11 protein-coding genes, 1 tRNA gene and 1 pseudogene are annotated in these 16999 nt (G+C 69.1%); 8 read left to right on the top strand and 5 right to left on the bottom strand.

Translation table 11 applies throughout. The features are described 5' to 3' along the window. The first annotated feature begins 34 nt into the window (after window positions 1-34). From ON33_RS19600 to ON33_RS19610, 4 genes and pseudogenes are all read left to right on the top strand, one after another. Window positions 35-958 carry a zinc-binding dehydrogenase gene (locus ON33_RS19600; protein ID WP_040860330.1) on the top strand — a complete coding sequence of 308 codons (924 nt, stop codon included), beginning with the start codon at window positions 35-37 and terminating at the stop codon, window positions 956-958. 154 nt (window positions 959-1112) lie between these two features. Beyond that, complete coding sequence (locus ON33_RS44445; protein WP_218001469.1) at window positions 1113-1724, top strand: beta-ketoacyl [acyl carrier protein] synthase domain-containing protein; 612 nt, start codon at window positions 1113-1115, stop codon at window positions 1722-1724. Beyond that, window positions 1606-2091 (top strand): beta-ketoacyl [acyl carrier protein] synthase domain-containing protein, encoded by a 486-nt coding sequence (locus tag ON33_RS43455; RefSeq protein WP_245550588.1) that lies wholly within the window; start codon window positions 1606-1608, stop codon window positions 2089-2091. The genes ON33_RS44445 and ON33_RS43455 overlap by 119 nt, the downstream gene beginning before the upstream one ends. Continuing rightward, window positions 1995-2471, top strand: a pseudogene (locus tag ON33_RS19610) (L-histidine N(alpha)-methyltransferase); the annotation flags it as partial. The gene ON33_RS43455 and the pseudogene ON33_RS19610, both read left to right, overlap by 97 nt. A 78-nt stretch (window positions 2472-2549) precedes the next feature. Here the strand turns inward: ON33_RS19610 and acpS are convergent. Both acpS and ON33_RS19620 read right to left on the bottom strand, forming a co-directional pair. After that, window positions 2550-2972 (bottom strand): holo-ACP synthase AcpS, encoded by a 423-nt coding sequence (gene acpS, locus ON33_RS19615; RefSeq protein ID WP_040860332.1) that lies wholly within the window; start codon window positions 2970-2972, stop codon window positions 2550-2552. Window positions 2973-3205: 233 nt separating this feature from the next. Then, a complete protein-coding gene (locus ON33_RS19620; RefSeq protein WP_040860333.1) occupies window positions 3206-12559 on the bottom strand; it encodes a type I polyketide synthase in 9354 nt (3117 codons plus the stop codon). 389 nt (window positions 12560-12948) lie between these two features. Here ON33_RS19620 and ON33_RS19625 point away from each other — a divergent pair. Together ON33_RS19625 and ON33_RS19630 are read left to right on the top strand one after the other, a co-directional pair. Next, a tRNA-Leu gene (locus tag ON33_RS19625) sits at window positions 12949-13030 on the top strand. Between the two features lie 173 nt (window positions 13031-13203). Beyond that, window positions 13204-13743: a hypothetical protein gene (locus tag ON33_RS19630; RefSeq protein ID WP_040860334.1), complete on the top strand. Its 540-nt coding sequence runs from the start codon at window positions 13204-13206 to the stop codon at window positions 13741-13743. Between the two features lie 238 nt (window positions 13744-13981). Here ON33_RS19630 and ON33_RS43460 read toward each other — a convergent pair whose 3' ends face one another. After that, entirely contained in the window at window positions 13982-14440 is a 459-nt protein-coding gene (locus tag ON33_RS43460; protein WP_245550589.1) for a hypothetical protein, read from the bottom strand. 572 nt (window positions 14441-15012) lie between these two features. On the opposite strand from ON33_RS43460, the gene ON33_RS19645 reads away from it, so the two are divergent. Together ON33_RS19645 and ON33_RS19650 are read left to right on the top strand one after the other, a co-directional pair. Beyond that, entirely contained in the window at window positions 15013-15291 is a 279-nt protein-coding gene (locus ON33_RS19645) for a hypothetical protein (RefSeq protein WP_040860336.1), read from the top strand. A gap of 27 nt (window positions 15292-15318) precedes the next feature. Continuing rightward, complete coding sequence (locus ON33_RS19650; RefSeq protein ID WP_051152473.1) at window positions 15319-15843, top strand: DUF5994 family protein; 525 nt, start codon at window positions 15319-15321, stop codon at window positions 15841-15843. Between the two features lie 185 nt (window positions 15844-16028). Here the strand turns inward: ON33_RS19650 and ON33_RS19655 are convergent, their stop codons facing one another. Together ON33_RS19655 and ON33_RS41375 are read right to left on the bottom strand one after the other, a co-directional pair. After that, entirely contained in the window at window positions 16029-16217 is a 189-nt protein-coding gene (locus tag ON33_RS19655; protein ID WP_040860337.1) for a DUF6307 family protein, read from the bottom strand. Window positions 16218-16616: 399 nt separating this feature from the next. Then, window positions 16617-16763, bottom strand: coding sequence for a hypothetical protein (locus ON33_RS41375; protein ID WP_157184610.1), 147 nt, complete (start codon window positions 16761-16763; stop codon window positions 16617-16619). Between the last annotated feature and the right edge of the window lie 236 nt (window positions 16764-16999).

Here is a 16999-nt window from a genome sequence, read left to right on the forward strand (position 1 = left end):
TCGAACAGATCATCGAAACGAGAAAGGTATTCGAATGCGAGCAGTAATCAATAATCCGCAGGGCGATTCACCGGTCGCCTTCGAGGAGGTGGCGGAGCTGGTCCCGGCGCCGAACGAGGCGCTCATTGCGGTCCGCGCATTCTCGCTGAATCGTGGCGAGTTGGCGCTGCTGGGCATCCGCCCGCAGGGCTGGCGACCCGGCCAGGACGTGGCCGGCGTCGTGATCGAAAGCGCCGAGGACGGTTCCGGTCCGCAGCCGGGCACCCGCGTGGTCGGCATGGTCGAGCAGGCCGGCTGGTCGGAGCGAGCGGCCGTGTCGACCTCCCGGCTCGCCGTACTGCCGGACGATCTGTCGATGGAGCAGGCCGCCACGCTGCCGATGGCCGGGCTCACCGCGCTGCGCACGCTGCGCATCGGGGGCAGCGTCCTGGGCCGGAAGGTCTTGGTCACCGGCGCGAACGGCGGTGTGGGCCGGTTCCAGGTGCAGCTGGCCGCGCTGTCGGGCGCGAACGTCACGGCGGTCACGACTCGGGCCGCGCAGGTGGCCGCGGAGCTGACCGCGCTGGGCGCGACCGCCGTGGTGCCCGAAGTGGACAGCGCGACCGGCCCGTTCGACCTGGTCCTCGAGTCGGTCGGCGGCACGGCCCTGACCGGCGCGCTGGCTCGGCTGGCCCCGGGCGGCACCGTGGTCGTGCTGGGCAGCAGCTCGGGCGAGAAGGCCCCCATCGACGTCTACAACTTCATCGGCCACGAGGGCGCCCGCCTGCAGAACTACATTTCCTACGCCGCGACCGATCCCGACGACGCCGACCTGGCGATCCTGGTGTCGCTGGCCGCGGCCGGGCGGCTGGTCGCCGCGCCGGGCCACGTGGCGGGCTGGGGCGATCTGGGCAAGGTCGTGCAGAGCATGCGACAGCGGGAGCTGCCCGGCGGCAAGGTCGTGCTGGCTGTCGACTGAGGTGGGCCGGGCTGGGCGTCACCGGCGTCGCCCAGCCCGGTGAATTGGCTGCTCAAGTGCCTGGGAGGGGCGCTCACGTGAATCATCGGGAAAATATAGATAACGCCGGCATCGGATCCGCCGGGGTGGACAAGCGCGCGGTGCAATTATCGGAATGGCATGCCACGCACCGGGTGCGCATGGGATAGATGAATTCTGGCAACGACTGCTCGATGGAATCGATGCTATTACCGAAATACCTATCACACGATTTCCAATCGATCAGTTCTATCAGCCGGGCGGACCCCTGGCCGGAAAGATCGTCACCCGCTCGGGTGGCTTTCTCGACAATATCGACGGCTTCGACGCGGATTTCTTCGGTATTTCACCCCGCGAGGCCGAGGCGATGGACCCCCAGCAGCGGCTGCTGCTGGAATGCGCCTGGGAGGCGATCGAGGACGCGGGACAGACCCGCGACCAGCTCGCCGGCAGCCGCACCGGCGTCTTCGTCGGATTCGGGGACCGCGACGCCGACGGCTTCGTGCGTAGCGAGGGCGTCGCGGCCGTCGTGCTCAAACCGCTGCGCGCGGCCCTGGCCGACGGGGATCCGATTCACGCGGTGATTCGGCATCGGCTCGAGCAACGACGGCATGGGCAGCGGATTGTTCATGGCCCCGGCGGTATCCGGTCAGGTCGCCATGCTGCGCAATGCCTACGCCGACGCCGGAATCGACCCGGCCACGGCGTCTTTCGTCGGGGCGCACGGTACCGGCACCCAGGCGGGTGACCCGGTCGAGCTCGAGGCCTTGAGCACCGTGCACGGCCCGGGACGCGAGCGGCGCCTGCTGGTCGGCTCGCACAAGACCAATATCGGGCACAGCGAGGCCGCGGCCGGACTGATCGGTCTGATCAAAACGGTGCTGTGCCTGCGGCATCGGACCGTGCCGGGAAATCTGCACCTGCGCAATCCCAATCCAGCGATTCCCTGGGAGGACCTGCCGGTGACGCTGCCGGCCATGGCCACACCTTTGGACGACGCCTCCCTCGGCGGGACGCTGGCAATCTGTTGCCCGCCGAACGCGCCGGATTCCTGCGCGGGCTGCGCGACCTGCTCGATCCCGGCGAGCACCTGCTGCTCGGCGCAGGCCTGGTGATCGATCCGGACATCCTGATCCCCGCCTACGACGACGCCGCTGGGGTCACCGCGGAATTCAACCGGAATATCCTGCGGGTCCTGAACCATCGGCTGGGCGCGGATTTCGAAACCGGCCAATTCGCCCATGTCGCGCTGTGGGATCCGGACAACGAGTGGATCGAGATGCGCCTGCAGGCCGCCTGCGACACCGTCGTCACCATTCGCGCCCTGGACCTCACGCTCCGCTTCGACCGGAACGAGCAGCTCCGCACCGAGATCTCGGCCAAATTACGGCTGCCCGGCCTGCGCGGCGAATTGTCCACCGCCGGTTTCGATACCGCCCGCACCTGGATAGATCCGGATGCTCGTTACGCCCTGGTCCTGGCCGAACGCCGCTGAAGCCCGACCCTGCCCGACACCGAACAACCCTGCCCGACACCGAGCAGCGCCCTGTCCGTGAATGATTCGCGGCGGGCGTCAGTCGCGCATCAGATCGGCCAGTTCGCCCGGATCCTCCAGCACCACCATGGCGGCGGCGGTGTCGCCATCGTGGGTGAGCGACAGGTGAACTCGCACCCGGGGCAGGAATTCCGCTGCCAGCCCGTGCAATTTGATGCTGGGCCGTCCCCAGGCGTCATTGACGACCTCGATGAGCGGGTAGGGGTTGTCCCCGATCTGCGGGCTGCGAGCGAAGCGCGATGTCGCCCACGCCTTGATGACCGCCTCCTTGGCGGCCCACCGGATGGCGTAACTCCGGGCCGGATCGGTGCCCTTGCTTTGGCAGTAGCGCCGTTCCCCAGCGGTGAAACTCTCCCGGAGCATGGTGGTTCCGGTGCGTTCCATTTGTTCGGCGAACTCGGAGATGGTGACCAAGTCCAGGCCGATACCCAGGATCGTCACAGTGCGGGACTCCTAGATTCCTTGTGCGTGCAATCGAATTGGCTGCGAACATACCAGCGGACCTACGCCACCGTAGGCGCCCTCGGACACATGTCCCGGTCCGCGGACGGTCTTCCGGTCCGCACCCCGACATGGAAACAGCGGGCTCGCCCGGGCACTCCGAGGAGCGCCGGGGCGAGCCCGCCGTGTCAGACCTGCCGGGGGCTACTTACCGACAGGCCGGTCTGGATGGCCTACTGGCAGGCCGGTCCCTTCGGCACCGCCACGTAGACGGCGTCGGAGTTGAGCCGGGCCGCCGGCGACAGCAGCACATCGGCTTCCAGCTGCCGGGACTGCTTGGCCGGGGTGCCGTCGCCGCCCAGGCGGCGATCGGCGGGCCGCTCGTACAGCGGAGCGCCGCCGCACATGGCCTCGGCGAAACGCTGACGACCGGCCAGCTGACGCTCTTCGGCCTTGCGCTGGTACGCCTCTCGCTGCTCGGCGTCGGCGATGGCCTCGACGAACGCCTGCGGGTGCACGATCGCGACCAGGCCGGACACGTGGCCGAAGCCGAGCGAGGTGACCAGACCCGCCTTGAGCGGGAAGCGATCTCCCACCTGCAGCGCCTCGCGCAGCCACACCAGGTGCGGGTACTGGGCCATCTTCTCGTCCACGCAGTCCAGGCTGCGGTTGGGCGGAATGACGCCCTGCTCGAGCACCTGGCACAGGCCGATCATCTGGAACGCCGCCGCGCCGCCCTTCGCGTGACCGGTGAGGGTCTTCTGCGAAATGACGAACAGCGGAGCGCCTTCCGAACGACCGAGCGAGGCGGCGAGCCGCTCGTGCAGCTCGGACTCATTGGGATCGTTTGCGGCGGTGGAGGTGTCGTGCTTGGAGATCACCGCGATCTCGTCCGCGCTGACGCCGAGCTTGCCGAGTTCCCTGGCCAGCTTGGACTCCGGGCCACCACGGCCCGCGCCCAGGGCGCCCAGGCCCGGAGCCGGAATCGAGGTGTGCACGCCGTCGGCGAAGGACTGCGCGTAGGCGACGACACCCAGCACCGGCAGGCCCATCTCCAGGGCGACCGAACCGCGGGCCAGCAGCACCGTGCCGCCACCCTGCGATTCGACGAAGCCGCCGCGGCGACGGTCGTTGGCGCGGGAGAAGTACCGGTCGCTGATGCCCTTGGCGGACATGGCGGCCGAGTCGGCGGTGGCGGACATGTCGCCGAAGCCCACGATGCCCTCGATGCCGAGATCGTCGTAACCGCCGGCCACGACCAGGTCGGCCTTGCCGAGCTTGATCTTGTCCACGCCCTCCTCGACGGAGACCGCCGCGGTCGCGCAGGCCGCGACCGGGTGGATCATGCCGCCGTAGGAGCCGACATAGCTCTGCACGACGTGCGCCAGCGCGACGTTGGGCAGCGCCTCCTGCAGGATGTCGTTGGCCCGCGGCTCACCGAGCAGGTTGTCGATGTACAGCGAGCGCATGGACGACATGCCGCCCATACCGGTTCCCTGGGTGTTGGCGACCATGGCCGGGTGCACCCAGCTCATCAGCTCGGCGGGGCTGAAGCCGGAGCTCAGGAACGCGTCCACGGTGCAGACGATGTTCCACAGCGCCACCCGGTCGATCGAGCTCGCCATGTCGGCGGAGATGCCCCACTTGGTGGGATCCCAGCCGGTCGGGATCTGACCGCCGACGGTGCGCGACAGCTTCGCCTTGCGCGGGACGCGAATCTCCGTGCCCGCCTTGCGGGTCACCTGCCAGTCGCCGGTGCCCTCGACCGGGGTGACGACCGTCTGCTCCGGGTTGGCGGAGAAGAAGGCGCGCGCCTCGGCTTCGCTGTTGACCACGAAGGTGAGGTCCCGGTCCAGGAACACCGAGGTGAGCAGCGGAGCCGCGTTGTCGATCATGGCGCCGTCGTCGCCGTAGCGGCGGACGCCGCAGCGCTCCACCACCGCGTCGTGGTAGCGGTCGGCGACCTCGGATTCGTCGACGTACTCACCGGATTCGGTGTCGTACCAGCCCGGCTTGGGGTCGTTCTCCCAGGTGACCAGGCCGGTGGTCCAGGCCAGCTCCAGCACGCCCGCGGCGGAGAGCTGGTCGGAGACCTCGATCTCGAAGCGGGTGCGCGCCGAGCCGTAGGGGCCGAGTTCGCCGGCGCCGACGATGACGACCATGTCGTCGAGATCGGCGGTGACCGAACCCCATTCGGGGGCGGAGAGCTTGGAGCTCAGGGTCGGCGGGGCGGGCAGGGCCGAAATGGTCGCGCCGTCAACGCCTTCCGACTCCTCGGCGGCAGCGGCCTCGGCCTGCTCGCGCGCCTCCCGGGCCAGCTCCGGCAGATCCAGCTTGGCGCCGGCGAGACCGCCGGTCAGGTCGATCTGCTGGGGTCCGGCGGCGGTCACCACGCGGGCCCGCGAGCTGCACCACTTGAGCAGTTCGTCGGCCATCTGCAGCGTGGACCAGGTGTGCACGCCGGCCTTCTCGACGGCCTCGACCAGTGGGTCGTTGCCGCCCATGAGGCCGGTGCCGCGCACCCAGCCGATCAGCGCGTGCACCAGGGTGACCCGCTCCGACCAGGACTTCTCCGCCCGCCACTTGGCGACGATGGCGTCCAGGGCGGCCTTGGACTCGCCGTAGGCGCCATCCCCGCCGAACATGCCGCGGTTGGGCGAACCCGGCAGCACCACATGCAGTTTCGCGTCCACGTCGTGGTCTGCGCCCAGCTTGGACAGACCGCCGATGAGGCGCTCCACCGACCACAGCAGGACCCGCATCTCCATTTCGGCGCGAGCGCCGGCATCGGACATGTCACCGGCCACGCGGGGTGCGGCGAAAGGCAGCAGCAGCGTGGGGGTCATCGCCTCCTTGACGAGAACCTTGGCGCCACCGGCATTGTCGACCTGCTCGTTGCCGACCCACTCGATGAGCGCGTCGATATCGGTGTAGGAGGCCATGTTCGCCGGGACCACCCACAGGGCGGCGCCCTTGCGGGCGTTCTCGCGATACAGCTGCTTGTAGAAGCCGAGGCGCTCGTCGTCCAGCTTGGAGGTGGTGACCACCACCGTGGCGCCACCCGCGAGCAGCCGGCCGGTGGCCGCCGCCGCGATGGAACCCTTACTGGCGCCGGTGATCACGGCGATGTCGGAGGACCAGACGCCCGGATCCGCGCTGTTGACGGCGGCTTCGGCGATCGCGCCGTAGACACCGGCCAGCACCGAGCGGGCCTCCTTCATGGCCCGGTTGCGCCACCAGGCGGCTTGTGCGGCAACGGCTTCGCCGGCGCCTGCGTAACCGTCCACCACCGGTTCGGCAGGCAGCGAGCCGTCGTTGCCGAACCACAGGCGGGCGAGATCCTCACGGGCGCTGGCCCACCGGTCGTCGATGAGCACGGCCTTCTTGGCGTCGAAGGCGGGCGCGACCAGTCGCGGCCAGTCCGAACCCAGTTCGGCCGAGACCAGATCCACCAGGGTGTCCTCGGTGGCCTCCGGCGCGGACGCCTGCTCGACATGGCCGAGGGACTCCAGGATCACCCGGGCGGCCTGCGCCAGCACACCGTCGCGGCCGGTGATCTGCTCGGCGAACTCGCCCAGAGCGGCCGCGTCGACGGTCGCACCACCGGCGCCGCCACCGACCGACGGCATGGAGACCGCGACCCCGCGGCGCGCGGCCACGGACTGCACGGCGGCATCGATGGCGGCGTCCACGGACGCGGCATCCGAAAGACCGCCGGGGACCAGGCCGCCCAGGTCGCCACCGCGCACCGAAGCGCCCTCGCGGGTGCCGAGCGAAACCTCGGCGGTGACGTGGCTGGCCCAGCCGTCGCCCAGACCCCAGACCTTCTTGACGCGCTCGCCGATGGCGGCGGGACGCTTGCCGGAGGGGCCGAAGACCTTGCGCAGGTGATCACCGATGGAGTCGGACAGCACCGAGCCGAACGGCTTGTAGGTGCGGGCCAAACGGTCGACCGTGCCGGACAGCGCGCCCATGTCGGCGTCCGCCGCGCCGTCGATCGCGCCGAGCGAGAGCTCCGCGCCGAGGTCGACGAGCAACTGGTTGCGGCGCGAGGAGACGCCGTCGCACAGGCCCTCGATGGTGTCCACCGGGCCGATCTGGTCCATGCGCAGCTTCGTCCACAGCGCGATGAGCACGCGGGTGGCGTCGGCGGCGGAGAACGCGATGTCGTCCGGGGTGGGGCCCCCGGTCGGCACGGCCACGGGGGCCGGGGCGGCGGCAGCGACGGGGGCCGTTGCGGCAGAAGCGGTTTCGGCGGGCGTGTCCTCGGGCTCCTCCACCGGCGCGGGGTCGGTGTCGGTCGAGTAGACGACGCCGCGCTCACGCTCGATGTTCAGCACCTCGACCACCGCGCTGCCGAACTGCGGCAGCTTCAGCGTGTTCGACGCCAGGTTCGCGACGGTCGGCGTTGCGGCCAAACCGATTTCGACGAACCGCTCGACGCCCACGCCACCGTGCTCGACATCGGTGAACAGCAGGTCCTGGGTCTCGATCCAGCGCACCGGGCTGGCGAACTGCCAGGCCAGCAGCTCGACCAGGACCACGCGGCACAGCTCGACCGGCTTGGCGGCCCACTCGTCCCAGTTCGCCAGCACCTCGGCCAGCGGCTCGGACGGCACCAGATCGCCGATCTCCTGGACGAATTCGCGCTCCAGGTTGAACGGCTTCGGCACCAGGTTCGGAATATAGCGGCCGATCAGCAGCTCCGGCTGCAGGTCCGCGGGCAGCAGGTCCAGCAGCTTGGTGCGGAACTCCGGCACGCCGGCGCGCAGCACGGTGGAGTGGAACGGCACGTCGATGCCCGGGATGAGCACGAACGCCCGCTTGCCGCCGGTCTCGGCGCGCAGCCGCTCGATCTCGTCCTCGAGCGCCGTCATGCCCTTGACCGTGCCCGCGATGGCGTACTGCGAGCCGCGCAGGTTCAGGTTGACGACCTCGAGGAACTCCCCGGCCTGCTCGCCGAGGTTCTTGACCCAGTCGATGACCTGGTCGTCGGCGATGCCGATCTGCGAGGGCCGGATGGCCGCCATGCGATAGTCGCTGCGGCCCTGGGCATCCCGGGGCACCAGCTCGTGCATGGCCGAGCCGCGCTGGAACACCACCTCGAGGACCGCGTTCAGCGGCAGTACGCCCGCGGCGGCGGCGAGCGCGTTGTACTCACCGACCGAGTGGCCCGCCAGCATGGCGCCCTCGATGAAGGCGCCGGCCTCGCGCAGCTCCGCGACCTGGGCCACGCCGAGGGTGGCCATGGCCACCTGGGTGAACTGGGTCAGGTGCAGCACGCCCTGCGGGTGGCGGTATTCCACGCCGCGCGCCTTGAGATAGGTCGGGTTGTCGCGCACGACGGCCAGGATCGAGAAGCCCAGGGCCTCCCGGGTGTGCTTGTCGGCGCGGTCCCAGATCTCCTTGGCGGCCTTGGACCGCGTGCGGGCTTCCAGACCCATCCCCTTGGCCTGAATGCCCTGTCCCGGGAAGGCGTAGACCGTCTTCGGCGGCGCGATGCGGCCGGTGGCGGTCATCACCAGGTTGCCGTCGATGCGGCAGGAGACCTCGACGATCTCCGAACCCCGGTCCACCGCAACGCGTTCCACCCGGACGTCGATCTTGGCGCCGAGCCGGACCATGCCCAGGAAGCGGGTGGTCCAGGCGGTGATGGTGCGCGGCGGCACCTTGTCGCTCAGATCGATGGCCGAAACGGCGTGCTGCGCGGCGGCCGACAGCCACATGCCGTGCACGATCGGGTTGCCCAGACCGGCCAGCTTCGCGGCGTTGTCGGAGGTGTGGATCGGGTTGAAGTCGCCCGACACCTGCGCGAAGGCGCCCATGGCGCGCGGCGCGACCAGGGCCACGTCGCGGCGGCGGCGCCGCGGGGTGTCGGTGGCGTCGGCCGAGAGCGAACCGGCGGCGCGCGGCGGGTCGGACAGCTCGGCCTGACCGGTGCGGCCACGAATGGCGAAGCGCTCCACCAGTTTCGCGACGGCCGGGGTCTCCAGTCCGTGGTCGCGCATGACACCGACGGTGACCTTGACCTCGACCACCCGGCCCAGGTCGGTGTCGAGCACCTCGGCGGACTCGGCGCGGACCGCGAGCACGGCGTGCTCGGCGGGCAGCTCGCCCAGCAGCTCGATCTGGTGGTCCAGGTGGACCAGGTCCAGCATGCCCTCGATAACGCTCTGCGCATCCGCGGTGCGGGTGGCGCCCAGGACCGCGAAAACGGCGGGCCAGCAGGCGCCGACGAGCACGTCGGGGGCGGTGCGGCCGATGGTGCTCAGGCTGTCGGGCAGGCCCGCGCCGGTGACGCCGGCGTGGTCGGCGATGAGGTCCGGGCTCCAAGCCAGGTTGACGTGCGCCACCTGGGCGCCGTCGATGGCCTTGACCTCGGGCAGCGACTGACCGGCGGCGACGGCCAGCAGCGCCGACATGGCGGCCTCGGCGTCGGCCTCGGTGATGACCGGCGCGCCACCGTTGTACACGGAGACGGGCACGGTGATGCGGATCTTGACGGCGTCTTGTGCGTCGGACACCGACTTGCCGAACAGCGGCACGGCCAATTCCACGTAGGCGGAATCGGATTCGGGGCCCTCGGTGGCGGACAGGGTGGCGCCGGTGCGCGGATGCTTGGCGCCCTTGCCGTTCATCTCCCACTCGTCCAGGTCGCCCAGGCGGTGAATGGGGTTGACGGTGGTGCGGCCGGCCCACTGCACGTCGGGGGCGGCGAGCACGATGTCGAGCAGGCCGTTGGCGACCTCGGCACGGCGACGGCCGTCCACGGCGGCCGGGACGACGCCGGTGCGCACCAGGGAGTAGGCGGTGTTCTGCTCGAAGCGGTCGAGGAGCTCACCGACCGGCTCGTCGACGCGGGTGATGCCCGCGACGGCGACGGTGCCGGGGATGATGCAGACCTGGTCGGCGGTGTAGCGCGGATCGTGGGCCTGCCACAGGGAATCCGAGCGCCACCAGCGGCGCACGTCCTGGTCGACGACCGGGACGAAGTTGACCGGCTTGCCCGGGGTCTTGCAGAGGGCGACGAAGAACGGGACGTCGGCCGGGTGCAGGACGGTGTCGGCGGCGGCCGGGTACTGCTCCTTCAGGGTGCAGATGGCCTGCACCGGGGTCTCGAAGGCGGAGTCCTCGGGGAACAGGGTGGCGATGGTGCCGCGGTCGGCCGGGTTGAGGCGGGATTCGGTGCGGCGCACCATCTCCGCGAACCGGTCGCGCCAGGTGATGTCCAGCCACACCGAGCGGGTGGCGTCGGCGATGGCGTCGGAGAAGTCGCCGCCGCAGTCGAAGTCCTTGCGGCGGTCCAGGCCGACGGCCAGCTCGACGTAGCGCTCCAGCCACTCCAGGTAGGTCATGGTGGCGACGTCGCCGAAGTACGGCTTGGCGGTGGCGTCGAGGGCAGCGATGATCTCGGCGCGGCGGGCGGCCACGGCCTCGGCGTCACCGGCGACCTCGTCCAGCAGGCGGCCGGTGCGGGAGGCGGCGTTGTCGATCTCGTGGATGTCCGCGCCCAATTGGCTACGGCCGGAAGCCATCCCGCCGACAGCGGTGCCCGCGCCGACCCAGTCGGGGGTGCCGGGGGTGTCGACCAGCAGCTGCTTGACCTCGGGGGCGGTGGTGGCCTCGAGGGTGGCCATGGCGGCGGTGCCGACCAGGACGCCGTCCAGCGGCATGGCCGGGTAGCCGTGCTGCTGCGACCATTCGCCGACGAGGTATTCGGTGGCGCGCTCGGGGGTACCGATGCCGCCGCCGACGCAGACGATCACATTGTCGCGGCTGCGCAGTTCGGCGTAGGTCTCGAGCAGGAGGTCGTCGAGGTCCTCCCAGGAGTGGTGGCCACCGGCGCGGCCGCCCTCGATGTGCATGATGACCGGGTACGACGGCACCGCGTCGGCGATCCGCAGCACGGCGCGGATCTGGGCCACGGTGCCGGGCTTGAAGGCCACGTGGGCGATGCCGACCTCGCTCAGTTCCTCGATGAGGGCAACGGCCTCTTCGAGTTCCGGGATGCCGGCGGTGACGATGACGCCGTCCAGCGGGGCGCCGGCGCTGCGGGCGCGCTGCACCAGGCGCTTGCCGCCCAGCTGCAGCTTCCACAGGTAGGGGTCCAGGAACAGCGAGTTGAACTGCACCGCGCGGCCGGGCTGCAGCAACCGCTTCAGCTCCTCGACGCGGTCGGCGAAGATCTGCTCGGTGACCTGACCGCCACCGGCCAGCTCGGCCCAGTGGCCCGCATTGGCCGCGGCCGCAACGATTTTCGCGTCGACGGTGGTGGGGGTCATGCCCGCCAGCAGGATGGGCGAGCGGCCGGTGAGGCGGGTGAACGCGGTCTCGACGACGATGCGGCCGTTGGGCAGGCGGATCGGCTTGGGCGCGAATTCGCTCCAGGCGGCGGCGACCTCGGGGGCGGCGCCGGGGGTGAACAGGCTGCGCTGTCCCGGGCGGGTGGAGGCGGCGAGCACGCCGACGCCGGTGCCCTTGAGCGAGCCGGCGGTGAGGCGGGTCAGCAGGTCGCCGGGGCCGAGGTCCAGGACCCACTGCGCGCCGGCGGCGACGGTCTCGTCGACGATGCCGATCCAGTCGATCGGGTCGACGAGCACCTCGCGGGCGAGGGTCGCGGCCAGTTCGGCGTCCAGGCCGCACTGCTGGGCCCAGCCCTCGACCAGGTCGACGGTCTCGGCCAGCGCCGGGTGGTGGAAGGCCACCTCGACCGGGATGTCCTCGAAGACCGGGGCGAAGACCGCGCCGCCGCGCTTCTTGGCTTCGCGCTCGCCGGCCTGCTCGGCATTGATCTCGGCGGCGTGCTGGCGGACGCGGTCGAGCTGGCCGACCGGGCCGCTCAGCACCGCGCGGCGACGGCCGTTGCGGATGGACAGCACGGCGGCCTTCTCCGGCGCGACGCCGTCCATGGCCTCGGCGACAACGGCTTTCAGGGCCTCGGGGTCGACATTGGAGACGGCGACCATCGGGGACTTCTCCCCCACCGGCAGCAGACCGCGGCGGCGGGCGACCAGACCGGCCGCGGCGCCGATCAGCTGGGCGATGGCCAGGAGTTCGGCGTCACGCTGCCCGTGCGCCGCGGCGGCGGTGGCGGCGATGCGGCCCTGCGAGTGGCCGATGACGGCGACGGGCGCGTGCGCGGCGATGTCGAGGCCCTGCAGGCGCAGCGCGCGCAGCGCGGCGATCTGGGTCAGGAACACCCCGGGCATCGAGACGGCGGCGGAGCGCAACACCTGCGCTGACGGCGCTCCCGACACCTCCCCCTGCTCCGGGTCGGCAATCTCTTCTTCCAGCATCCACGCGATGGGGTCGAAACCGACCGGCCGGACCACGAGCAGCTGGGCCGCTATCGGTTCCAGCGCGGCGGCGGCCTCGTTGACCAGCGCCGTCAGCTCGGGCTCGAGCGCGGAATCACGCCCGATCTCCTCGAGCTCGGTGAGCCACTGCGCGCCCTGCCCGCCGAATGCGAGAGCGTACGGCGCGCCCCCCAGCAACCGGTCCAGCAGTGACGACCTGACCCCACTCTCCCGTGACTTCCCCGCCGCCCTGGCCTTCGATCCGGTCCCGGTGCTCTCGTTGATCGTCAAGACGTTCGACTTCCTTCTCCTGGCGGCCAGTCTCCACAGGACTGGGCCGCGCTCACGGTGCGCAGGTATCCCTCCGGCCCGCAGGGCCTGGTAGAAGCCGAGGATGGCACAAAATCATGAGGATCTCCTCATGTTTGGTCACCGGCAGGTTGCCTACCCGTCAGTTTTTTCGTACGTACGTACCAGAATGGCGCGAAACATGACCCTCCCTCATGTTTGAAGCCGCTGGTGAGCTCGGTTACACCGGTGTAGGAAATGTGAGGCTCCCTCACATTGAGGTTTATCAAATCGTTATAAGTCCTGGTGAGGTTACCGACCAGTACGCGACACCCGCCCAGTGCTTCGCGATCCCCGTTAGACCCGGTAAAGTTTGGACGGTCGTACCGTTAGCGCGAGTGGCGAAATTGGCATACGCGCCAGATTTAGGTTCTGGTGTCCTCGGACGTGCGGGTTCAAGTCCCGCCTCGCGCACAGAAGTCCGTCACCGGTGACACATCCGAGAAATGCGTGTTCGAGTGCACTCGCACACGCGGAGGACGACCAGTGACGATATGTCCTGACCTGCAACGATTTCCGACCTGCGGGCCAGATTCTCTTGGACACGCCGACTCCTCGATCGCCGCCGATTCCCGTGGCGGTGCGGCATGATCCCGCTTCTGGAGCCGCCCCAGGCGCCCCTGCAGGAGCTGTTGCACGGCCCGATGACCGCGACGCCTCCTCTCCCCCTTCGTCCCTCGGATCTGGTCTACGGACTGTCGACGGTGAGCGACGGCGGCCGGATTGTGGAGCGCCACGTTTTCGCAGCGCCGGCCTGGTCCGAGGGCGATCGCCTGAGCCTGCGTGTGGACGATGCGGTTCTCGTCGCCGAGCTCGCGACCGCTGCAACACTCGACGGTTCCGTCGTCGTCCGGGCCGGTTTCGTCCGGCTGCCGTATCGCTGGCGGCGGCGGGTGGATCTGCTCCTCGGCGACCGAGTCCTGTTGCTCGCCAACCCATCCCGCAACCGACTGGCTATCGAGAGCGGGCAGAGCTTTCGCGATCTCGGTGAGCAAGCGGCCCGAGACCAACACCTCGCCCGGCTCGTTCACCTCGGCGCCTGCGATCCCGGCGTACGAGGCTGGGTTGAACTCGACTATCCAGCTGGCGTAGCGCCTGCCGGCAGCACGAACCGTTGGATGCCGTAGCGAGCGGCGATGGCGTCGACGCGGTCGAGCGGTCGTCGAACTCGTCGTTGACGGCCTTCATCCGCCACCGGCCGGCGGATGGGATACCAGCGGACGAACGACGAACCATTTGGCGAACACCACGCTGTGCGAACGGTTTCCGGCCTGCATTGTCGCGCATGAGATGTCATGGGTTGGAACGGGATTGGCGGTACGAGATGGTTGTCGTCGCTGATCGCCGCGGGGGTGTCGGCCGAAACTATCGCGGACCGGACGATTTGTAGCCGAACAATCGGCCCAACTCGGGCCGGCGGCGGATGGGCCCGTCGCCGACTTCCTGCCTGCCATCGGCGCCGGTGGGGCTCGGGTCCTCGGGAGTTACGATCGGCGGTGCGGGTGGTTGTTGAACTCTGGCGCGGTCGCCGCCGACCCGATCGGCCGGTGACGGATTGTTGCGGGCGATCTCGAGTTCGCGACGTGCGGCTGCTCCGCGGCGGGCGGTGCGGCGGGTTCCTGCCAGCAGGATGGCCAGCCCGGCCAATCCGATGGCGCCCACCACGATGCCGTAGAGGAACAGCACACCGGTCGATCCGGTGACGTGGTAGCCGAATACCGCGAAGTCGGTCAGCGCGTGATTGCTGCCGCCGTTGGCGAATACGCCCGCGACGCCGACGATTACCGCGGCGATCAGGATGACGAGCCCGAGGATGACGATCATGGCCACTCCAGGTGTTGCTCACGTTCCGGGGTACGGACCTGTGAAAACGCCTTCCACCGTACTTTCGCGACGGTAGGGGCAGAGGAGGAATTCGTCACCACAATCAAGGCTGATAGTCGCCGACCGCGTGAACCCGCGACTCGCATCCTCGACTCCGCACCGAACGTGTACGGCCGCAACCGACCCCGAGGACACGCTGATGATGCGCCGGCCTGGCCCAGCGGTCCGGAGTCGTGGTAGGCCACCATCCTGAAACCCGTATGCTCCAGTTCGCGCGATCGAAGTACATGGGAGTAACCGACCGTCGGCTCGACATGCTGGTGATCCCGCTCTGCGCGGACGCGCACTATGTCAGGGCGCGACGACCGCACGAAGGCGCTGCGCAGTGCAGCGTCGGCTCCGCGACGATGGAGCAGCACGCAACCGACGTCGGCGGCGGTTGCGATGTCAGGTGACTGTCAGCCTCTGCGGCGGTGACGAATTCCTCCTCCGCTCCTGCCGTCGCGAAAATACGGTGGAAGGCGTTTCCTCAGGACGAGGTGTTCCGAACGCGAGCAGTATCGGGAGCTGCCATGACCGTCATCGCTGTGGTCGCCGTGATCGCCTCCGTCATCATGGGAATCACAGGCGTGCTGGCCAGCGGTCTGCCCTTCTTCTACGGAATCGTCGTCGGCGCTATCGCCGCGATCGGGCTGAGCATTCTGCTGACCGGTCGATGGCACCCGGCCCACCGATCACATCCCGAGCAGAACGCGATCAGCCGAGACCTGAACGAACACGCCGGCGGTTCGCGGCATATCCGCACTCACCCGAGCTGGCGAGACCGATTCGAGAACCGAAACGACTCCTGACCTACCTGCAGATATGGAGCGTCGGCCATGGCGACACCGCAACAGACCCCACCCGGAGCGGATCGGCAGTTCCCGTCACCGCGCATCCCACGGTTGCGACTGAAGCCCGAATCGTCCGAACGTGGTCACGTCGACGGCGCGTGGTGGCCCTACAGCGATGACCTCACCGCAGAGCTTCCGGACCTGCTCGCGGAGCTGATGCCCCGGCTGGGGCCGATTGCGCGAGTGATCTATCACCTCGACGAATGGGCGCGAGCGCCAGCCAAGATCGTGGTGGGCGCGAGCCAGGTGCGCCTTGACGGATATCGGTACAAGCCTGTCCACACCGTCGCCGTTCTCGGGGTCGACGGCACCAGCATCGATCTGCTGATAGTCCCGCCCATGACCGGCTCGGACGGCGCATACGCGACGATGACCGCCGCGGCCCACCCGAACAATGTCTCCACCGTCGACGATCTGCTCATGATCGACGTGCGGAAACGGAAGGTACGAACCCGAACAGAAGCCGCGGAACAACGTTGGGCCTCCGAAGGCGGAGCCGGCACCAATTGAACAGACCCTGGCCCGCGCAACCGCCGTGAGGGTAAGGGCTGGATGCCGACAACCATCGCCCCGGTCGCCTGCTCACCACCGTGGTGCCGGCGAACCGAACAGACCCGCAGATGAGTACAGGCGGGAGCCCCGCCATCCTGCCGCTTCAACTGCACACAACATGGTGGGTGTGCTCAGCGTAGGCGTCAGCGTATGTTTTCGGGGATGGTGTCCAGGGCGTGCAGCACGTGTACAGCGAGTTCGTATGCGGCTTTGTCGTCAAGTTCGGAGTGCGCTCGCACGGCGTCTCGAACGCGCTGGATTCTGCGGTCGTAGGGTGTTTCCACCGTCGTCGGGCTTTCGAGGTGTCGTGTGGTCTTGTCGGTGGCGGGCATGCCGTGGACTCCTTCTCAGATGATGCGTTCGCCGAAACCTCAGCCGGTGGCCGCTGGGCGTACTCGTCGCGGTTGCGAGTTATCGCGGCCGCATCGTTGCCATAACACTGTTAGTTGTGTCGCGAGGACTGACCGACTGGCTATCACACGCTTTAAGCGTGCTATCGCAACGATAGACTGTCTTCGCGCAAAACAACAGGCCGCCACACCTTCCAATCATCGCTATCACAACGATTAACGTCCACTCGAAGCAGCGCGAGACGCCCGGGCCCCGGGCGTCCGGCTACACCCTCACCGCGACGGCCAGCAACTTCCATTCAGCGGCCGGTTGGCATGCCTTCCCGTCAACGCCCTGCGGAGCGCTCCGGCACCGTGATCGGAGCTCCGCCCATCCCGCTGTCAGCCCGGTTCGCCGGAATGCACAGTGGCACAGAAAGAGTCGAAGCGGTAACGCTCGCGATCGATCTCGGTGACTCCGCTGCCCGGGGTCGAGGCGAGGCGGGTCAGAGCGGCGGCGATCAGAGCGACCGGGCGGGCGGTCGCCATCGGCCGGTGCGGAAGAGCTTCACCACAAGCTCGGATGCGAGGAGGCCACGCGGAACGCAGTAGCCCGTCCCGCAAGTCTTCTGGCTTCACCACTATTCACCGAGCCTGGCGCGGTCCGAAGCTGCCGCGCCACGCACCGGCGAACGCATCATCACGCCGGAAAGCATGCAGCACTCCCAATGGGCGCCTAACTGATCGATCACGTTTCGGCCAGCTCTAGGCAGGCCGTGCCTCAG

Source organism: Nocardia niigatensis NBRC 100131, from assembly GCF_000308655.1.
Taxonomy (GTDB): Bacteria; Actinomycetota; Actinomycetes; order Mycobacteriales; family Mycobacteriaceae; genus Nocardia; species Nocardia niigatensis.